The organism is Polaromonas sp. AET17H-212, assembly GCF_002379085.1.
Lineage (GTDB): Bacteria > Pseudomonadota > Gammaproteobacteria > Burkholderiales > Burkholderiaceae_C > Polaromonas.
In genome coordinates this window covers 121,571-138,842 of the sequence record NZ_NBZW01000009.1, presented here as the reverse complement: position 1 = coordinate 138,842, position 17,272 = coordinate 121,571, and the positions used below count along the sequence as shown (strand labels likewise).

Genomic DNA, 17,272 nt, shown 5'->3' with positions numbered 1-17,272 from the left:
GGCAAGCCCCATCAATCTGCCGAGGTGCGGGCCTGGGCCGCAGGGCAGCCGAGCAGCAAGCTTTTCCTGTCCGCCATCACCCTCCTTGAGTTGGAAATAGGCATCCAGGCGCTGGAGCGACGCATGCCGCCTCAGGGTAGTGCGCTGCGCGCCTGGCTTGCGGGGGTGCGTGTGGCGTTCGCTGGCCGAATCCTGCCATTCACCGAGAACACTGCGCCGGTGTGCGCTTCACTGCATGTACCGGACCCACGCTCAGAGCGTGACGCAATGATCGCTGCAACGGCGATTGAGCACGGCTTTACAGTGGTGACACGCAACGTGTCGGACTTTGTCGATACGGGCGTAACACTCGTCAACCCTTGGATTGCGTGAGCGATGGCAATCGTACCGTGGTATGTAATACGTAATTCCATACCGTCGGCGCCTCAACAAAACCGGTGAATTTTGATTTGTCACATTTAATAATGGCAGATTATCCAATGTGAGGCCGATTTTTGATGGTTTCTGCCGTGGTGCTGGTACGGGGCCAGCCTAAAGTCGATTTGGCGCCATAAGCGCGCTTATGGCTCAAGCGGAAAAAAACTCACCTCCCAAAGAAGCCTGGCCCCGGCGAGTTGGCGAAAATATGTCCAAACAGGCATAATTGAGGCGATGTCGAAGCAAACCCGCAAACCCATCAAATGGGTCAGTTCCGCCAAGAGAGATCTGGATGCGATGCCAGAAGATGTCAAAGACGTTTTTGGCCATGCTATCGACCTGGCCCAGGCCGGAGGCAAGCACCAGGATGCCAAGGTGATGACGGGTTTTGGTTCCGCCGGCGTGCTGGAGGTGGTCGAGGACCACCAGGGCGACACCTATCGGGCGGTCTACACCGTCAAGTTCGCCGGCTGGGTCTATGTCCTGCACTGCTTCCAGAAGAAGTCCAAAAGCGGTATCGCGACGCCGAAGCCAGATCTGGATTTGATCAACACCCGCCTGAAGGCCGCAAAACAGGATTTCGAAGTTTGGCAAGCACAGCAAGGAGCAAAGAAATGAATGACCACGCAAGCATCACCATTGAAGAAGGCAGCACCAACGTCTACGCCGACCTGGGCTACACCGACGCGGCCGAGATGCAACGCAAGTCCCAGCTCGCCGGCGAGATCGCCCGTGCGATCAAGGCGCGCCGCCTGACGCAGGAAGATGCCGCTGCGCTGCTGGGGATCGACCAGTCCAAGGTGTCGCGCATCACCCGCGGCCAGTTCCGCGGCGTCAGCGAAGCCAAGCTGCTCGAGCTGGTGGCCAGGCTGGGCCACGATGTAAAGATCGTGGTCGGCCCGGTGCGGCGCCGCGCCGGCAAAATCGAGCTACAGTTTGCCTGAACACGTCTGTCCTCTCCAGCGCCATCCTGGTTTGCGCCCTCTTAGTCTTACTGTGTCACAAAAAATGATGATTTGGCAGCGCATAGGACTTCAGGCTGTCCCCCGTTACAAGACGGTTGCCGGCGCCGCACGAGCCCACTCCGCAAAGCTAAGCGGCTTCTCATGAAACATCTTACTGTCGCGCCCCACATCGAACGCGTACCGCTCTTGGTCGGCAGCACGCCGTCCGAGGCCTCACCAAACACGTTTGATGTGCTGATTGTTGGCAGCGGTTTGGCCGGACTCAGCACGGCGCTGAAGCTGCTGGAAGACCAGGAAGCCGGTTCATCCGGCCACGCGCGGTTTCGCATCGCCATCCTGACGAAGGGGTCTCTCGCCGACGGATCCAGCGGCTGGGCCCAGGGCGGCATTGCGGCCGTGCTGGAGCGTGGCGAGGAAGGCGACAGTTTTGCAGCCCACATTGCCGATACGCAGGTCGCGGGCGCCTGGCTGTCCGACAAAGCGGCCACCGCGCAGGTGGTGGAAGGCGCGCCGGCAGCGATTGCCTGGCTGCAGGCCCAGGGTGTGGCTTTCACACAGGAGCCGGGTGTCGCACCGGCGCTGCACCTCACCCGCGAAGGCGGGCACAGCCACAGGCGCATCGTGCACGCGACCGACGCCACAGGTGCCGTCGTGCAGGAAAGCCTGATTGCGGCCGTGCGGGCGCACCCTGCCATCGACGTGTTTGAACAGACCACGCTCGTCGACCTGATCGTCCAGAACGACACCGCCACGGGCAGGCCGCGCTGCGTGGGCCTTTATGCGCTGGACAGCCGCGACGAGGGAACCGGCAGCGGCGGCACGGTGCATACCTTTGCCGCACGTGATGTCCTGCTGGCCACCGGCGGCGCCGGCAAGGTCTACCTCTATACCAGCAACCCCGACACTGCCACCGGCGACGGCATTGCCGCCGCCTGGCGTGCCGGCTGCCGCATCGGTAACATGGAGTTCATCCAGTTCCACCCGACCTGCCTGTACCACCCCGAAGCCAAGTCCTTCCTGATCAGCGAAGCGGTGCGCGGCGAAGGCGGCTTATTGCGCCTGCCGGAATCGGCAGGCGGTGCCCGCTTCATGCCGGAACACGATGAACGCGCCGAGCTGGCCCCGCGCGATGTGGTGGCTCGCGCGATTGATTTCGAGATGAAAAAACACGGTGTGGACTGCGTCTACCTGGACATCTCGCACAAGGGCGAGGCCTTTGTGCGCGAACACTTCCCGACCATCCACGCACGCTGCTTGGCGCTCGGCATCGACATCGCGCGCCAGCCGATTCCCGTGGTGCCGGCCGCCCACTACACCTGCGGCGGCGTGCTGACCGACCTGGCCGGCCGCACCGACATCGCCAACCTTTACGCCGCGGGCGAAACCGCCTGCACCGGCCTGCACGGCGCCAACCGGCTGGCCAGCAACTCGCTGGTGGAGTGTGTGGTGTTCGCGCAGGAAGTCGCGAGTGCTATCAAATCGGAAGCTGCTCACGCCCGCTCCATAAGGGCCGGAGGCAAAAATGACTCCAAAGTTTCGTTGCCCGCCTGGGACGAGAGCCAGGTGACCGATGCCGACGAGCAGGTGGTGATTGCCCACAACTGGGACGAGCTGCGCCGGCTGATGTGGAATTACGTGGGCATAGTCCGCACCAACAAGCGGCTGGAGCGCGCCGCGCACCGCATCGCACTGCTGCAGTCGGAAATTGACGAGTTTTACGCCCACTTCCGCGTCACGCGCGACCTGCTGGAGCTGCGCAACCTGGTCCAGGTGGCCGAGCTGATCGTGCGTTCGGCGCAGTCACGCCACGAAAGCCGCGGCCTGCACTTCAGCCGTGACTACCCGCAGACCGATGCGGTGGCCGTGCCTACCGTGCTGGTGCCGCCCGGGGCCTGAGCCCTGACTGTCACCCGCGGCGCGGCTCCAGGTCTGCGTCCAGCCAACCGCGCAGGCTGTTCACAAACGCCACCGCCTGCACCCCCGGCAGGTCTTCCAGGCGCACAACGCCTTCGCTGAGCCGGCCAGCTCGCAGCGCGTTTGCGCGGCCGATACCGCCCAGCAGGCCGCAATCGAGCGACGGGGTCAGCCAGCGGCCATCGAGCAGCAGCGCGATGTTGCCGCGCGTGCATTCGGTGATTTCACCTTCAGCGTTCCACAGCAGGGTGTCGAAGATGCCTTCCTCCGCCGGCATGAAGGCGTCGTAATGGGCGCGCCGTGTGGTCTTGAAACGCACGAACTCGCTGTGCGCGTCGTCCAGGGCTCGACCGGCCAGCTGTAGCCGCACGCGCTGCGGCGATGGCGGCAAGACAAAGGCCTCGGCCCGCGCCTGCCCCCTGGAATCCAGCAGCAATCGCACGCGCCAGACGCCCTTCTCGTGAGTCTGCACCAGCTGCTGCAGGCACTGCTGCACCTGCTGCAGCGACCAGGGGTAAGCGAAGTGGGCTGCTGCTGCCGCCATGCGCGCCAGATGCGCCGGTGCATCGCGCAATTGACCGTCTTCCAGTGCCAGGGTTTCCAGTAATTCAAACGGCATGCTCGCGCGCTCCACAAAGGCGCGCTTGTGGCGCCACTCCTGCCATTCTGCCCCGGCCAAGGCACCGGAAGTGATGCCGCTGCCAATGCCGCAGGTTGCCGCGCTGCCGCGCAAGGTCACGGTGCGAATGGGCACATTGAAGGTGGCGCGTATTCCTTTTTCACCCGGATACACCACGCCGAAAGCGCCGCAATAAACACCGCGCGGCTCGGGCTCCAGCGCCTGGATCATCTGCATGGCGCTGACCTTGGGCGCCCCGGTGACCGAGCCACAGGGGAACAGCGCCGCAAACACGTCGGCCAGTGAACAACCGGCGCGCGTGCTTGCCACCACATCCGACGTCATCTGCCACACAGTGGGCAAAGCTTCGGTATGGAACAGGCGCGGGACCTGCACGCTGAACGGCTCGGCGACGCGCGACAGGTCGTTGCGCAGCAGGTCCACGATCATCACGTTTTCGGCGCGCTCCTTGGCCGACGTGCGCAGGGCCAGCGCCCGTGCCGCGTCTTCGGCGGGTGTGGCGCCACGCGGCGCGGTGCCTTTCATGGGCCGGGTCAGGATGCAGCCGTTGTGCCAGTCAAAAAAAAGCTCGGGTGACACCGAGAGCAGTTGCTCATCGCCGGTGTCGAGAAAGGCTGCGTAGCCTCCCGGCTGGGCGCGCTGCAGCGCGGCAAACAGGGCCGATGCCGCGCCGTCCTCCGGCTCGCCGCGTAAAACGCCGTGCAGGGGCGCGGTGAAATTCACCTGGTACAGCGCACCGGCCACGATGGCCCGGTGAATGCTGTCCAGCGCGGCGTCAAACACGGCACGCGAGCAGGCGGCCTGCCATTGCACCTGCGCGGAGTCAGTATCATTGTTGTCCACTGGCCAGGGCAATGCTTCGTCATAAACCGCAAACCAGGCCAATGGACCTTGCGCCGCATGCACGGCCAGCGCCGCGTCAAAGGCCGGTGCGGCTTCGTAGCGAAGATAGCCCACGCACCAGAAACCTTGTGCGGCTGCGGCTTGCACGGCATCAAGCACCGGCCGCACCTGCGCAGCTTCATGCGCTGCCAGTATTTGGCGAGGGCGACTAAACACGTGCCGCAGGCGCGGCCCGTCCGGCAGGTAGGGGTCGGAAAAATCGATGCGCGCCGACGAGGCAGGCATCAGGCCGCACCGATGCGCGGCACCAGCCCGCCCACCGGCCGCCCGGCGCGCTGCGCCGCGGTGAACGCCAGCATGCGGTCTATTGGCAGGCGGGCCCGCACGCCCAGGGCAGGGTCCACGTTCACTTCCGGACTCAAGGTCTGCAACACCTGCGCCAGGCCGGCCAGGCCGTTCATCGCCATCCAGGGGCAATGCGCGCAGCTTTTGCAGGTGGCGCTGTCACCGGCTGTCGGGGCTTCGATAAACACCTTGCCGGGGTTCAGCGTGCGCAGCTTGTGCATCATGCCGTTGTCGGTGGCGACTATGAATTCGCGGGCATCCATCTCGCTCGCCGCCTTGAGGATGCCCGAGGTCGAACCCACCGCGTCGGCGAGCGCGATCACGTCCGCCGGTGATTCCGGATGCACCAGTACCTTCGCTTTCGGGTGTTCCTTCTTCAGCGCCTCCAGTTCAAAGGACTTGAACTCGTCATGCACGATGCAGCTGCCGTTCCACATCAACATGTCGGCGCCGGTTTCACGCTGGATGTAGTCGCCCAGGTGCCGGTCGGGTGCCCACAGAATTTTCTGGCCCTGCTCCTTCAATGCCCTGACGATGTCCAGCGCGCAGCTGGAGGTCACCAGCCAGTCGGCACGTGCTTTTACCGCGGCGCTGGTGTTGGCATAAACCACCACGGTGCGGTCGGGGTGGGCATCGCAGAAGGCGCTGAACTCGTCCACCGGGCAACCGAGATCCAGCGAGCAGGTGGCGTCGACGTCGGGCATCAGCACGCGTTTTTCCGGTGAGAGAATTTTCGCGGTCTCACCCATGAAACGCACGCCTGATACCACCAATGTGGTTGCCGCATGGTCACGCCCGAAACGCGCCATTTCCAGCGAATCGCTGACCAGCCCGCCGGTTTCCTCGGCCAGGTCCTGCAGGTCGGGATGCACGTAGTAGTGCGACACCATGACAGCGTTGCGCTCCTTCAGCAGGCGGCGAATCCGGTCCTTGAGCACAGCGCGTTCATCCTGCGCCGGCTCCACCGGCACGCGCGCCCAGGCATGGCGCGTCGGGCAGGAGGGCTGCTCGTAGTCAATGCGCACCAGGGACTGGACAGTGGTTGCGGCGTCACTCATGGCGGGCCTCACAGCTGCGTAAACCGCATGGAAAAATCAATCGCCTTGATGTCTTTGGTCAGGGCTCCGATGGAAATGCGGTCCACCCCGGTGGCGGCAATGCCGGCCACCGTGTCCAACCCGACGCCGCCCGACACTTCCAGAATCGCCCGGCCCGCCGTGATACGCACCGCCTCGCGGAGCTGCGCCAGGTCCATGTTGTCGAGCAAAACCATTTGGGCACCGGCAGCGAGCGCTTCTTCCAGTTGGGTCAGGGTCTCGACCTCGATCTCGACAAAAGTTGCCCGGGCCGCCACGTCGGCAGCACGCTGCAAAACAGCCGTGACGCCACCGGCGGCCGCGATATGGTTTTCCTTGATCAGCACCGCGTCGTACAGGCCGATGCGGTGGTTGCTGCCGCCGCCGCAGCGCACCGCGTATTTTTGGGCCAGCCGCAAACCGGGCAGGGTTTTGCGGGTGTCCACAATGCGGGCCCGGTTGCCCGCTACCGCCTGCACGGCCCGCACATAGGCCGCCGTCTGCGTGGCCACGGCGCTGAGCAACTGCAGGAAATTAAGCAAGGTGCGCTCGCCGCTGAGCAGCGCGCGCGAATTTCCCTGGATTTCCAGAATGACCTGGTTGGCACTGCAGGACTGGCCATCACGCACATGCCAGACCAGGTCGGCCTGCGGGTCCAGTCGCTGCAAAGTCGCCTCCACCCAGGGCCGACCGCAAATCACTGCAGCTTCACGCGCCAGCACGCGGGCCTGGCTGCGTTGCACTGGGTCCACCAGGCCGGCAGTCAAGTCTCCTGTCCCGAGGTCTTCGTCTAGCGCCCGGCCTGCATCGGCGTGCGCAGGAAGTGCCATGATGGCATCGCAAAAGTGCAGACTATTCATTTTTTTCGTTGTCTCATACAAATGTTGGCGGCAAGCATAGCTGCTTCGCGAACTATCCTGTGGTTAGCACGCTATCGGAGGAATAGGAGAGAGGGTGAGCCCTCAGCCGGCTGTACTAGAATCCGTTCCGAGGTCCTGCTGGCACATTGTGGTCGGATATCTGGGATGGACAGCACCCAAAGCCGTGGACTTGACTCGGTTCGTACCGACGCAGTAAGTTGACCTGACTGCCGCCGATCCCCTGCTAGCCAGTCAACACCTCAGTGAGGTATTGGCCACATCTTCGGAACATTTCGATACCTGCGCGGACGAAGGAAGCCCCGTTTTTCCAAGCCCACACTCTCACCAAGCCTCGAGGCTGGAGACGCTATGCAACGTACCCTTTTAGCTGGAAAAATCCACCGTGCCACTGTCACCCAGTGCGAACTGCATTACGAGGGTTCATGCGCCATTGACGACGACTTGCTGGATGCTTCGGGCATTGCCGAGTTCGAGCAGATCCACATCTGGAACATCAACAACGGCGCGCGTTTTGTGACTTACGCCATACGGGCGCAGCGCGGTAGCGGCACCATCTCGGTCAACGGTTCGGCGGCACGCCAGGCCGCTGTTGGCGACCTGATCATCATTGCGGCTTTTGGCCAGCTGCCAGCCGACCGGGTAGCGAGCTTCGAGCCTAAGCTGGTGTTTGTCGACGAGAGCAACCGCATCAAGGACGCGCGCTCCGGCATTCCGGTGCAGGTCCGCTGAAACCGTCTTTCTCCTGACTTCCCGGCGAACGCAATGGACAACCAGACCATGAGCCAGCGCAGCCTGCGGCATGTGTGGCACCCCTGCACGCAGATGAAGCAGCACGCCTCGCAAGCCGTGCCCCTGGTACCTGTGTCACGTGCCGAAGGTGTCTGGCTGCATGACTTTGAAGGCAATCGTTACCTGGACGGCATCAGTTCATGGTGGGTCAACCTGTTCGGGCACAACCATCCGGCCATTCAGGCGGCCCTGGTGGACCAGCTGGGCCGACTCGACCACGTCATGCTGGCAGGCTTCACACACCAGCCGGTGGTGGAGCTGTCAGAACAACTGGCCGCGCTGACCGGACTGGGCCATGCCTTTTATGGCAGCGACGGCGCCTCGGCAACCGAGATTGCGCTGAAGATGAGCGCGCACTACTGGCGCAACACCGGACGCCCCGGCAAGTGCCGTTTTGTAGGCCTGTCCGGGGGCTACCACGGAGAAACCGTGGGCGCGCTGGCCGTGACCGACATCGCCATCTTCCGCGAAGCCTATGCACCACTGGTGCGGCTGGCCGCCACCGTACCCAGCCCGGATGCACGCGCCGCCCAGTCCGGCGAAAGCGCCGCCGACGTGGCGCAGCGCGCCGCCGCCGCGCTGGAGGCCTGGCTGGATGAACACCACCAGGAAACCGCGGCGCTGATCGTTGAACCCCTTGTGCAATGCGCAGCCGGCATGGCCATGCACGACGCAAGCTACCTGCGCCGGATTCGCGCGCTGTGTGATCGCTACGAGGTTCATCTGGTGGTGGATGAAATTGCCACAGGCTTTGGCCGTACCGGCACCATGTTCGCGCACCAGCAGGCAGGCATCCTGCCCGACTTCATTTGCCTGTCAAAAGGTCTGACCGGCGGCACACTGCCTCTGTCCGCAGTTTTGACCACCGACGCGGTGTACGAGGCCTTTTACGACGACGAAGTGGCGCGCGGCTTTCTGCATTCACACTCCTACACCGGCAATCCGCTGGCCTGCCGGGCCGCGCTGGCAACCCTGGCGCTGTTTGCGCAAACCGATGTGCTGGCCAACAACCTTGTTCTGGCCCGGACGCTGGATCAGTCTTTTGCCCCTCTGAGCAGCCATCCACGCATCCGGCACGCGCGCCACCTGGGGATGATCTGGGCCTGGGATGTGGACACCTCGCTGCCTCACTTTGCGCAGCGTTACCACCAGCACGCAATGGCGCACGGCGTTCTGCTTCGCCCTATAGGCCGCACCATTTACGCCATGCCGCCCTACGTGATCGACGAAGAAAGCGGCACGCACCTGGCGCGCGGTGCGCTTGCCGCACTGCAGGCCACGCTGGCTGAAGAAACAAGCTGGCGATGACCGGGCAACGCACCATCTCCTGCTTTGTCACCGGCACCGATACCGGTGTCGGCAAAACCCTGGTCAGCACGGCGCTGCTGCATGCACTGGCACGCCACCACAAGCACGTCGTCGGCATGAAGCCGGTAGCAGCAGGGACCACGCTGATCCACCGCAGCGAAGTCAACGAAGACGTGCTGGCGCTGCGCGCGGCCTCCACCCTCGCAGTGCCCGCAGCGCTGGACAACCCGGTGCTGCTGCCCGACGCGGTGTCGCCGCATGTAGCCGCCGCCCGGGCCGCCCGCACCATTGACATTGCCCACATCGTCGCCTGCCACCGGCAGCTGTTGCAGCTGGCCGATGCGGTGGTGGTGGAAGGCGCGGGAGGCTTTCTGGTACCACTCTCGGCAAGCGAGACCGGCGCGGACCTGGCCCAGGCACTGGGCCTGCCGGTGGTTCTGGTCGTCGGCCTGCGGCTGGGCTGCCTGAACCACGCGTTATTGACGCTCGAGGCCATACGCGCGCGCGGCTTGAGCCTGGCCGGCTGGGTTGCCAACCACGTCGATCCGGCCATGCTGGCGCAAGACGACAACATCAGCTTTTTGCAGCAACACCTGAACGCGCCTTTGCTGGCCCGCTTGGCCTGGCAGTGCGTGCCTGATGCCCGAACAATCACGATGGAGCTCCCCCTGGCATGGCGATAAGCACTTGTTCTCCGCAGACCTCTTCCTGGCTTGACGAATTTCCTGCACGTTTGGCTGCGCTGGACGAAAGCCACCTGCGCCGCCGCCGGCGCGTGGTGCTGCCGGAAAGCGGCGCCCGCCTGCAGGTCGATGGCCAGAGCATGCTGGCGTTTTGCAGCAACGACTACCTGGGCTTGGCCAACCATCCGGCGCTCATAGAAGCAGCCTGCACGGGGGCGCAGCGTTTTGGCGTGGGGGCGGCGTCTTCGCCGTTGGTCAGCGGCCACAGCGCTGCCAACGAGGCATTGGAGCAGGCACTGGCTGCTTTTGTCGGTCTGCCCCGCGCGCTGTACTTCTATGCCGGTTACGCCACCAACATCGGCATCATCCCCGCATTGGTGGGCCAGGGCGATGCTATTTTTTCCGACGCACTCAACCATGCCTGCCTGATCGACGGCGCGCGGCTCTCGCGTGCACAGATTCACCGTTACGCACACGCCGACCTCACAGCGCTGGACGAAGCGCTGATGCAGAGTCCGGCTCGACGAAAACTGGTCATCAGCGACGCGGTGTTCAGCATGGACGGTGATCTCGCCGACGTTCCGGCCCTGCTGGCACTTTGCGAGCGCCACGACGCGTTGCTGCTGCTGGATGATGCGCACGGTTTTGGCGTGCTGGGTCCGCAAGGTCGTGGTTGCCTGGCCCACTTCGGGCTGAGCGGGGCAAGCGCCTCGCCGCGCGTACTTTATATGGCCACACTGGGCAAGGCAGCCGGCGTGGCGGGAGCCTTTGTGGCGGGCAGCGATGCCCTGGTCGAATGGCTGCTGCAAAAAACGCGCAGCTATATTTTTGCTACCGCCGCGCCTGCGCTGCTGGCCAGCGCTTTGCTCACCAGTCTGCAATTGATAGAGCAAGACGAATGGCGGCGAGCCCATCTGATCCAGCTCATCACGCGTCTGCGACACGGCCTTGCCGAGCGCCTGCAAGGTAGCGCCTGGCAGCTCGGCGCCTCGCTCACGGCCATTCAGCCGCTGCTGATTGGCCGCAATGATGAAGCGTTGGCCGTCATGGAGGGCCTGCGCGAACGCGGTCTGTGGGTTCCAGCGATTCGCCCGCCCACCGTGCCCGACGGCACAGCGCGGCTGCGTATCGCGCTGTCGGCAGCCCACACAGAGGCCGATATCGACGAATTGGTCCAGGCCTTGAGTGAACTGGCCGTCGCCCGGCAGCCAGCGGATGCGCTCGGCCAGACTTCACACCCTTTCAACGCCATTCAGATTGCAGCAGCATCCCGCAACCTAGATACCAGATACGAAATGTGTATCGCTTCAAGGAACAACGACATGTCCAGCGTTTTTGAACAACCCGTCACCCTGCACCGCCCGCGCCAGAGCGTCCCGGCCCGCCCCGAGGCCCGCTGGAGTGTTGATGCCATCGAGGCCTTGTTTGACCTGCCTTTTCCAGAACTGATGCACCAGGCCCAAACCGTGCACCGTGAAAACTTCGACCCTTCACGCGTTGAATTCGCCACGCTGCTGTCGGTCAAAACCGGCGGCTGCCCGGAAGACTGCAACTATTGCCCGCAGGCGGCACGCTTTGACACCGGCGTGGAAGCCACCAAGCTGATGGAGCCGCATGAGGTGAAAATCGCTGCGCAGCGCGCCAAGGACGCCGGCGCCACCCGTTTCTGCATGGGTGCCGCCTGGCGCGCGCCGAAAGACCGTGATATTGAAAAAGTGGCCGAGCTGGTGCGCACGGTCAAGGCGCTCGGGCTGGAAACCTGCGCCACCCTGGGCATGCTGGAAGACGGCCATGCGCAAACCCTGCAGGGCGCCGGGCTGGATTACTACAACCACAACCTCGACAGCGCGCCCGACTTCTACGGCGACATCATCACCACGCGCGACTACCAGGACCGGCTCGACACGCTGGCGCGCGTGCGCAGTGCAGGCGTCAAGGTCTGCTGCGGCGGCATCGTCGGCATGGGCGAAAGCCGGCGCCAGCGCGCCGGCCTGGTGGCCGAACTCGCGAACCTGTCGCCCTACCCCGAATCAGTGCCGATCAACAACCTGGTGAAGGTCGAGGGCACGCCGCTGGCCGGCCAGGAAGACCTGGACCCGTTTGAATTCGTGCGCACGATTGCCGTCGCGCGCATCACCATGCCCAAGGCACGTGTGCGCCTGTCGGCGGGCCGCCAGCAGATGGGCGATGCGGTGCAGGCACTGTGTTTCCTCGCCGGCGCCAATTCGATCTTTTACGGCGACAAGCTGCTGACCACCGGCAACCCCGACACAGGCGCCGATGTCGCCTTGCTGGAGCGCCTGGGCATGATGCGTTCTGCGCCTGAGGTGCAAGCATGAAGTCTCCACCAGCAAGCAATGGCGCTAGTCTTACTGGGCTCCTTCCCGTTCTTCGGACATATCCAATGACATGATGTGCTCAGGAGAGAGATGACGAAGATGAGAAGGAGCCTCACGGGCGAATTCAAACGTGAAGCGGTGAAGCCACCCGGCGACAACGTCACCCACATTGCACGGGATCTTGATCAGCATTGCCCTAGGTGCGATGCTGACAGACGTTCCAGATTTATCCCAAATCGTGTTCTCTCGCTGAGAACCCCCGGCGCCGCTTACTGCGGCGTCCAGCATCCCTGCCTTCAGACCGATCAAAGAAGCCCGCCGTAACGACAGTGACATGACCCGCCTTGCCCAGTACATTGAGGCTGCCGAGCGTGAGAACACGCGCCGGAGCTATGCTTCGGCCATACGCCATTTTGAAATCGAATGGAAAGGCTTGCTGCCTTCCACTGCCGATGCTATCGCCCGCTACTTGGCCGACCATGCGACTACCCTGGCCATCAACACGCTGCGCCAGCGGCTGGCGGCGCTGTCCCGCTGGCATACAGACCAAGGCTTTCCTGATCCCAGCAAATCAGTCTTGGTGCGCCAGGTCCTCAAGGGCATTCGTTCGGTTCACGCCGTGCCAGAAAAGCGTGCTCGCCCGCTGGAACTGGCGGTCCTCGAGCGGGTCGCTCAATGGCTCGATACCGCGATCAGCAACGCCGCGCAGATGGGCGACGCTCAGGCCTTGCTTCGCCACACCCGTAACCGCAGCGTGTTACTGCTGGGGTTCTGGCGTGGCTTTCGCTCTGACGAGCTGGTCAACCTGCGCGTCGAAAACGTCGAGGTCAAGCCCGGCGAGGGCCTGACCTGCTACCTGGGCCGCAGCAAAGGCGACAGGCAGCTGCAGGGCCGGGTCTTCAAATGCCCGGCTCTGTCCCGTTTGTGCCCCGTGATCGCCTTCAATGCCTGGGTCAGCCTGGCCGGCTTGACCGAGGGTCCGGTGTTCCGCAAGATCAACCGCTGGGGACATGTCGCCGAGGACGCCCTGCATGCCCACAGCCTGATTGCTTTGCTGCGGAACCTGCTTTCGGAGGCTGGCGTCGTGGCCCCCGAGGAATACAGCAGCCACTCCATGCGCCGCGGCTTTGCCGGCTGGGCCCGCGCCAGCGGCTGGGACATCAAGGAACTGATGGAATACGTCGGCTGGAAGGACGTCAAATCGGCTATGCGTTACCTTGATGCGTCGGATTCAAACCTGCAAGCCCGGTTCGAGCAGGGTCTGACAGCCCTGGTCCCGGCAGTTCCGCAGCCACCGCCGCCTTTGTTGTTGCTGACCGAACAGGTCGAAGGCCCCCGCCTGCTGGCAGAAGGAACGACGCCCGTGGCGGTCCTGCGCGTCACGATGGTGCTGGCCCGCTCCAGCAAGCAGTCGCGCGGTCTGGCCCGTGGCCACCGGCTGATCGAGCAGACCTGCTTCGAGCGTTTTGCCATGCAACGCCTGAACACCGAGGGGACGCTCTACGAGCTGGCAGTTCCCTATCTGTCTCGCGACTTGCTGGACGAGGTGATCGCCACGCTGCTTGATGACATGTACCGCATCGCCGAGGACAACCAGTGCCTGCTGGAAACCGCGTTTCACGAACCCGCCACCGACACCTACTGGGACTGAAGCGATGGGTAGCAAAGCCGCCGGGCGGGGTAGTCCCCGCGAATGACCACGCTCCATGAGACGACCTATCCCGGCCTGAAACCGATCCGACACCGCGTGAGCTGGCGGAGCTTTACACGCCGACCGAGAATGAACAACTCCTGGCTGCCGGCGTCGGCAAGCGCCCCTTCATCCCCATTTCACTTTTATGAGCTCAGCGTGCGACTGAGCCAGCCGTCGGAGCACGTCAGCCTTGCCAAGCAATAAATCCGAAGCCTCTCGGCGCCTTTCCATTCTGTCAACCGAAGAAGTTGACAGCCTGTATGGCTTGCCGCACTTCACCGAGGGTGAACGCCAAATCCATTTTGATTTGAGTCCCGAAGAGCGAGAGACCATCGATGCTGCACGCACAATCACGGCGGGCGTTCATCTCGTACTGCAACTGGGCTACTTCAAGGCCAAGGCACAGTTCTTCGTTGTCAGTCTTGACCATGTTCGGCCCGACATTGATCACATTCTGACGCGCTATTTTCCAGGCAGGCTTATGGTCGAGGTGAGATCTTTATCAAAGCCCACCCGGCTGGCCCAACAACGAATCATTCTTGAGCTGTTGGACTATCGCCTGTGTGGGAGCGAGGGGAGGCAAGCGCTGTTTGCTTTCGCGCAGCGGGCGGCGATGTTGTCAACCCAGCCGAAATTCATTTTGCGTGAGGTGCTGGAGCATCTCTCAAGCCAGCGCATCGTGGCACCGGGATACACGTCTTTGCAGGACCTTGTAAGCCAGGCTGTCACCGACGAGCGCAAGCGTGTTACCCGAAAGCTGGATGCCACCTTGCCCGCCGACCTGCAGCAATCGCTCAATACCCTGCTGCATGCGGACGACAAAATCCATCTGATCAATGTCCTGAAACACGAGGCGAGTGATTTCAGCAACAAGGAGCTGCGCCAGGAGGTCGGTCGGCGCAAACAACTGGCCCCCTTGCATGCCTTCGCCCAAACATTTTTGATGGATGCCACCCTGTCCAGGGAGAGCATCAAGTATTACGCCGGGCTGGTCCAGTTCTACACGATTTACAAGCTGCGCCGCATGGATATCTCCACGGTACGTCTGTATCTATTGTGCTTTGCCTTCCACCGGTTCCGCCAAATCAACGACAACCTGATTGAAGCGTTCATCCACCTGGTCGGGCAATTTGATAAGCACGCCAAACTGGCGGCGAAAGTGGCCATGCAGCAGGCCTCCGACGAGGCCAACAGTAATTTGAAAGCTGCCGGTGAGGTGTTGGGCCTCTTTGTGGATGAGTCAATCGCAAGTGATTGCCCGTTTTCGACGGTCAAAGAGCGCGCGTTCGGCTTGCTGGAGCCGGCTGCCTTTCCATCGGTGTCCAACTTCCTGCGCAATGTGGCCTTTGACAAGCTGGACTACGAGTGGACTTACTTCACCATGCTGTCGCCAACCATCAAACGCAACTTGCGACACCTCTTTTGCGATATCGATTTTGCCGGTCGCTTGGAGAACGCCCCTTTGGTCACCGCGATCGCCATGATGCAAGACCTGTTGCGCCGGAGCAAGTCACTGCGCCAGGCAGATTCCTCAAAGTTTCCTGAGACCGTGATCCCACCGGCTCTCAAAAAGCACCTGTATGTCGAGTCTATCGAAGACGGGGAGAAACGCAAAACCCTGGATGTCGATCGATACGAATTTCTGGTCTACCGGCTGTTGCGCAATGCACTGGAATCCGGGGACTTGTATGTCCATCACAGCAACGAATTTCGCCAGTTTGAAGATGACCTGATCAGCGATGCCCGCTGGGCGCACAAAGACGCCGTGCTCGCTGAAATCGGACAGCCCTTCTTGACCACGCCCATCGAAGAGACGCTGGCGACTTTGCGCGCCAAACTCGAAGACCGCCTGGTAACCGTCAATCAGCGTGTGGCCGCCTGCGTCAACACCAACATCAAGGTCGTGGGCCAAGGTGATAAGAAGCGTTGGTCCCTGATTTACCCAACTGCGCCAGAGACCAGTAATACCCCGTTCTACAGCCAGCTGCCCGGAATCCCTGTTGCCGACCTGTTGCGCTTCGTGAACAAAGAGACGCATTTTCTGGATGCCTTCGAACATGTTCTGAATCGATCCGTCAAGCACGCGCCGGATCTGCGCCAGATCCTGGCTTGCGTGGTGGCCTACGGTACCAACATGGGATTGGGCAAGATGGCCGAGGTCTCCGGCTTGAGCCATGCATCCCTGATCACCACTGCCAGAAGTTATCTGCGGCCGGAAACCGTACACGCGGCCAATGACGCCATCAGCAATGCCACGGCGGCGCTGCCGGCTTTCAAGCTCTTCAACATCCGCGACGAGCTGCATTCCAGCAGCGACGGTCAGCGCTTTGAAACCCAGATCAACACCTTCAACTCCCGCTATTCGCCCAAGTATTTCGGCTGGGACAAGGGGGTGAGCGCGTGCACCGTGGTTGCCAACCACGTGCCCATCAACGCCAAGATCATCGGTACGCACGAGCATGAGAGCCATTTCGTATTCGATCTGCTCTACAACAACACGTCGGAGATCAAGCCAACGCGCCACTCGACCGATACGCATGGCACCAACCAGGTCAATTATTTGTGCCTATATGCCAGCGGCTACAGCTTTGCCCCGCGCTATAAGACCGTGCAAAAGAAAACCGCGGCCTTGGTCGGGTTCAAGCTGCCAAGTCAGTATCCGGCCGACATGCTGATTCGGCCAACCAATAGGGCCAACGAAGAGTTGATCATCAGCGAATGGCCCAATATCCAGCGTATCTTGGCATCCCTTGCGCAAAAAGACACGACCCAGGCCACCGTGGTACGCAAACTCAGCAGCTACGCCCGGCAAAACAACACCAAAAAGGCCCTGTGGGAGTTGGACAACATCCTTCGCACCATCTATATTCTGGACTTCATTGACGATGTCGAACTGCGCCAGAGCGTGCAAAAGGCTCTCAATCGGGGCGAGGCCTATCACCGGTTCCGCCGGGCGGTGTCCTTCATCAATGGCGGGAAGTTCAAGGTACAGACTGAAACCGAGCAGCAGGTCTGGAACGATTGCGCGCGGCTGATTGCCAACGCGGTCATTTACTACAACACGGCCTTGCTGTCCAAGGTGTACGAACAGAAGGTGGCGGCCGGCGATCTGGACGCCATCGCGTTCATCCAGGGCATGTCGCCAGTGGCGTGGCAGCACGTGAACATGTTCGGGTCGTTCGAGTTCAGCGACGATGAGCGGGATATTGATCTGGATGCCTTGGCGGCACAATATGCCGACTCGGTGTTCTGGAGCAACGCCACGCAGCCGGGGCAAGGGGATCTTTTTGACTGAAAGCTAATCCTCTTTCAGAGGGGAAAACCGCTCGTTTTACCTTTTCGAGGGGATGGGCTCATTTAGCCAGATTGGTAAAAGAAA

13 protein-coding genes and 1 pseudogene are annotated in these 17,272 nt (G+C 62.3%); 11 read left to right on the top strand and 3 right to left on the bottom strand.

The genetic code is table 11. From position 1 onward, the window contains the following. The 4 genes from B7G53_RS09695 to nadB all read left to right on the top strand — a co-directional run. On the top strand, positions 1-372 hold a 372-nt coding region (locus B7G53_RS09695; RefSeq protein WP_141396315.1), incomplete at its 5' end, for a type II toxin-antitoxin system VapC family toxin. 279 nt (positions 373-651) lie between these two features. Beyond that, positions 652-1,035: a type II toxin-antitoxin system RelE/ParE family toxin gene (locus tag B7G53_RS09690; RefSeq protein WP_096667018.1), complete on the top strand. Its 384-nt coding sequence runs from the start codon at positions 652-654 to the stop codon at positions 1,033-1,035. After that, positions 1,032-1,361, top strand: coding sequence for a helix-turn-helix domain-containing protein (locus B7G53_RS09685; protein WP_096667016.1), 330 nt, complete (start codon positions 1,032-1,034; stop codon positions 1,359-1,361). The genes B7G53_RS09690 and B7G53_RS09685 overlap by 4 nt, the downstream gene beginning before the upstream one ends. 162 nt (positions 1,362-1,523) lie before the next feature. Continuing rightward, complete coding sequence (nadB, locus tag B7G53_RS09680) at positions 1,524-3,278, top strand: L-aspartate oxidase (RefSeq protein ID WP_096667015.1); 1,755 nt, start codon at positions 1,524-1,526, stop codon at positions 3,276-3,278. A 10-nt stretch (positions 3,279-3,288) separates the two neighbouring features. On the opposite strand, the gene B7G53_RS09675 is transcribed toward nadB, so the two are convergent. The 3 genes from B7G53_RS09675 to nadC are packed head-to-tail and all read right to left on the bottom strand — an operon-like array spanning position 3,289 to position 7,060. After that, positions 3,289-5,064: a chorismate-binding protein gene (locus B7G53_RS09675; RefSeq protein WP_096667013.1), complete on the bottom strand. Its 1,776-nt coding sequence runs from the start codon at positions 5,062-5,064 to the stop codon at positions 3,289-3,291. Beyond that, positions 5,064-6,182 carry a quinolinate synthase NadA gene (nadA, locus tag B7G53_RS09670; RefSeq protein WP_096667011.1) on the bottom strand — a complete coding sequence of 373 codons (1,119 nt, stop codon included), beginning with the start codon at positions 6,180-6,182 and terminating at the stop codon, positions 5,064-5,066. Before nadA ends, B7G53_RS09675 begins: the two co-directional genes overlap by 1 nt. Positions 6,183-6,190: 8 nt before the next feature. Beyond that, complete coding sequence (nadC, locus tag B7G53_RS09665) at positions 6,191-7,060, bottom strand: carboxylating nicotinate-nucleotide diphosphorylase (protein WP_096667009.1); 870 nt, start codon at positions 7,058-7,060, stop codon at positions 6,191-6,193. A gap of 369 nt (positions 7,061-7,429) precedes the next feature. Here nadC and panD point away from each other — a divergent pair, with 369 nt between their 5' ends. The 7 genes and pseudogenes from panD (at position 7,430) to B7G53_RS09630 (ending at position 17,188) form a co-directional block, all read left to right on the top strand. Further along, positions 7,430-7,810, top strand: a complete 381-nt coding sequence (panD, locus tag B7G53_RS09660; protein WP_096667007.1) for an aspartate 1-decarboxylase — start codon at positions 7,430-7,432, stop codon at positions 7,808-7,810. Positions 7,811-7,843: 33 nt separating this feature from the next. Next, the gene (gene bioA, locus B7G53_RS09655) at positions 7,844-9,178 is read left to right on the top strand and encodes an adenosylmethionine--8-amino-7-oxononanoate transaminase (protein ID WP_096667005.1); all 1,335 of its coding nucleotides are present in this window, start codon (positions 7,844-7,846) and stop codon (positions 9,176-9,178) included. After that, on the top strand, positions 9,175-9,861 hold the full coding sequence (gene bioD / locus B7G53_RS09650; RefSeq protein WP_096667003.1) for a dethiobiotin synthase: 687 nt from the start codon (positions 9,175-9,177) through the stop codon (positions 9,859-9,861). Before bioA ends, bioD begins: the two co-directional genes overlap by 4 nt. Further along, positions 9,852-11,072 (top strand): annotated as a pseudogene (gene bioF, locus B7G53_RS09645) (8-amino-7-oxononanoate synthase); the annotation flags it as partial. The gene bioD and the pseudogene bioF, both read left to right, overlap by 10 nt. Positions 11,073-11,183: 111 nt before the next feature. Beyond that, positions 11,184-12,200 (top strand): biotin synthase BioB, encoded by a 1,017-nt coding sequence (gene bioB / locus B7G53_RS09640; protein WP_096667031.1) that lies wholly within the window; start codon positions 11,184-11,186, stop codon positions 12,198-12,200. Between the two features lie 334 nt (positions 12,201-12,534). Continuing rightward, positions 12,535-13,851: a site-specific integrase gene (locus B7G53_RS09635; protein ID WP_096667001.1), complete on the top strand. Its 1,317-nt coding sequence runs from the start codon at positions 12,535-12,537 to the stop codon at positions 13,849-13,851. 232 nt (positions 13,852-14,083) lie between these two features. Continuing rightward, positions 14,084-17,188 carry a Tn3 family transposase gene (locus tag B7G53_RS09630; RefSeq protein ID WP_096666999.1) on the top strand — a complete coding sequence of 1,035 codons (3,105 nt, stop codon included), beginning with the start codon at positions 14,084-14,086 and terminating at the stop codon, positions 17,186-17,188. Positions 17,189-17,272 lie beyond the last annotated feature (84 nt).

What these genes read in the sequence shown, in the direction of transcription:
- B7G53_RS09675 (WP_096667013.1), bottom strand. Translation starts at nt 5,064, where the DNA reads ATGCCTGCCTCGTCGGCGCGCATCGATTTTTCCGACCCCTACCTGCCG.
- B7G53_RS09690 (WP_096667018.1), top strand. Translation starts at nt 652, where the DNA reads ATGTCGAAGCAAACCCGCAAACCCATCAAATGGGTCAGTTCCGCCAAG.
- panD (WP_096667007.1), top strand. Translation starts at nt 7,430, where the DNA reads ATGCAACGTACCCTTTTAGCTGGAAAAATCCACCGTGCCACTGTCACC.
- B7G53_RS09685 (WP_096667016.1), top strand. Translation starts at nt 1,032, where the DNA reads ATGAATGACCACGCAAGCATCACCATTGAAGAAGGCAGCACCAACGTC.
- nadA (WP_096667011.1), bottom strand. Translation starts at nt 6,182, where the DNA reads ATGAGTGACGCCGCAACCACTGTCCAGTCCCTGGTGCGCATTGACTAC.
- B7G53_RS09635 (WP_096667001.1), top strand. Translation starts at nt 12,535, where the DNA reads ATGACCCGCCTTGCCCAGTACATTGAGGCTGCCGAGCGTGAGAACACG.
- bioD (WP_096667003.1), top strand. Translation starts at nt 9,175, where the DNA reads ATGACCGGGCAACGCACCATCTCCTGCTTTGTCACCGGCACCGATACC.
- bioA (WP_096667005.1), top strand. Translation starts at nt 7,844, where the DNA reads ATGGACAACCAGACCATGAGCCAGCGCAGCCTGCGGCATGTGTGGCAC.
- nadC (WP_096667009.1), bottom strand. Translation starts at nt 7,060, where the DNA reads ATGAATAGTCTGCACTTTTGCGATGCCATCATGGCACTTCCTGCGCAC.
- nadB (WP_096667015.1), top strand. Translation starts at nt 1,524, where the DNA reads ATGAAACATCTTACTGTCGCGCCCCACATCGAACGCGTACCGCTCTTG.
- bioB (WP_096667031.1), top strand. Translation starts at nt 11,184, where the DNA reads ATGTCCAGCGTTTTTGAACAACCCGTCACCCTGCACCGCCCGCGCCAG.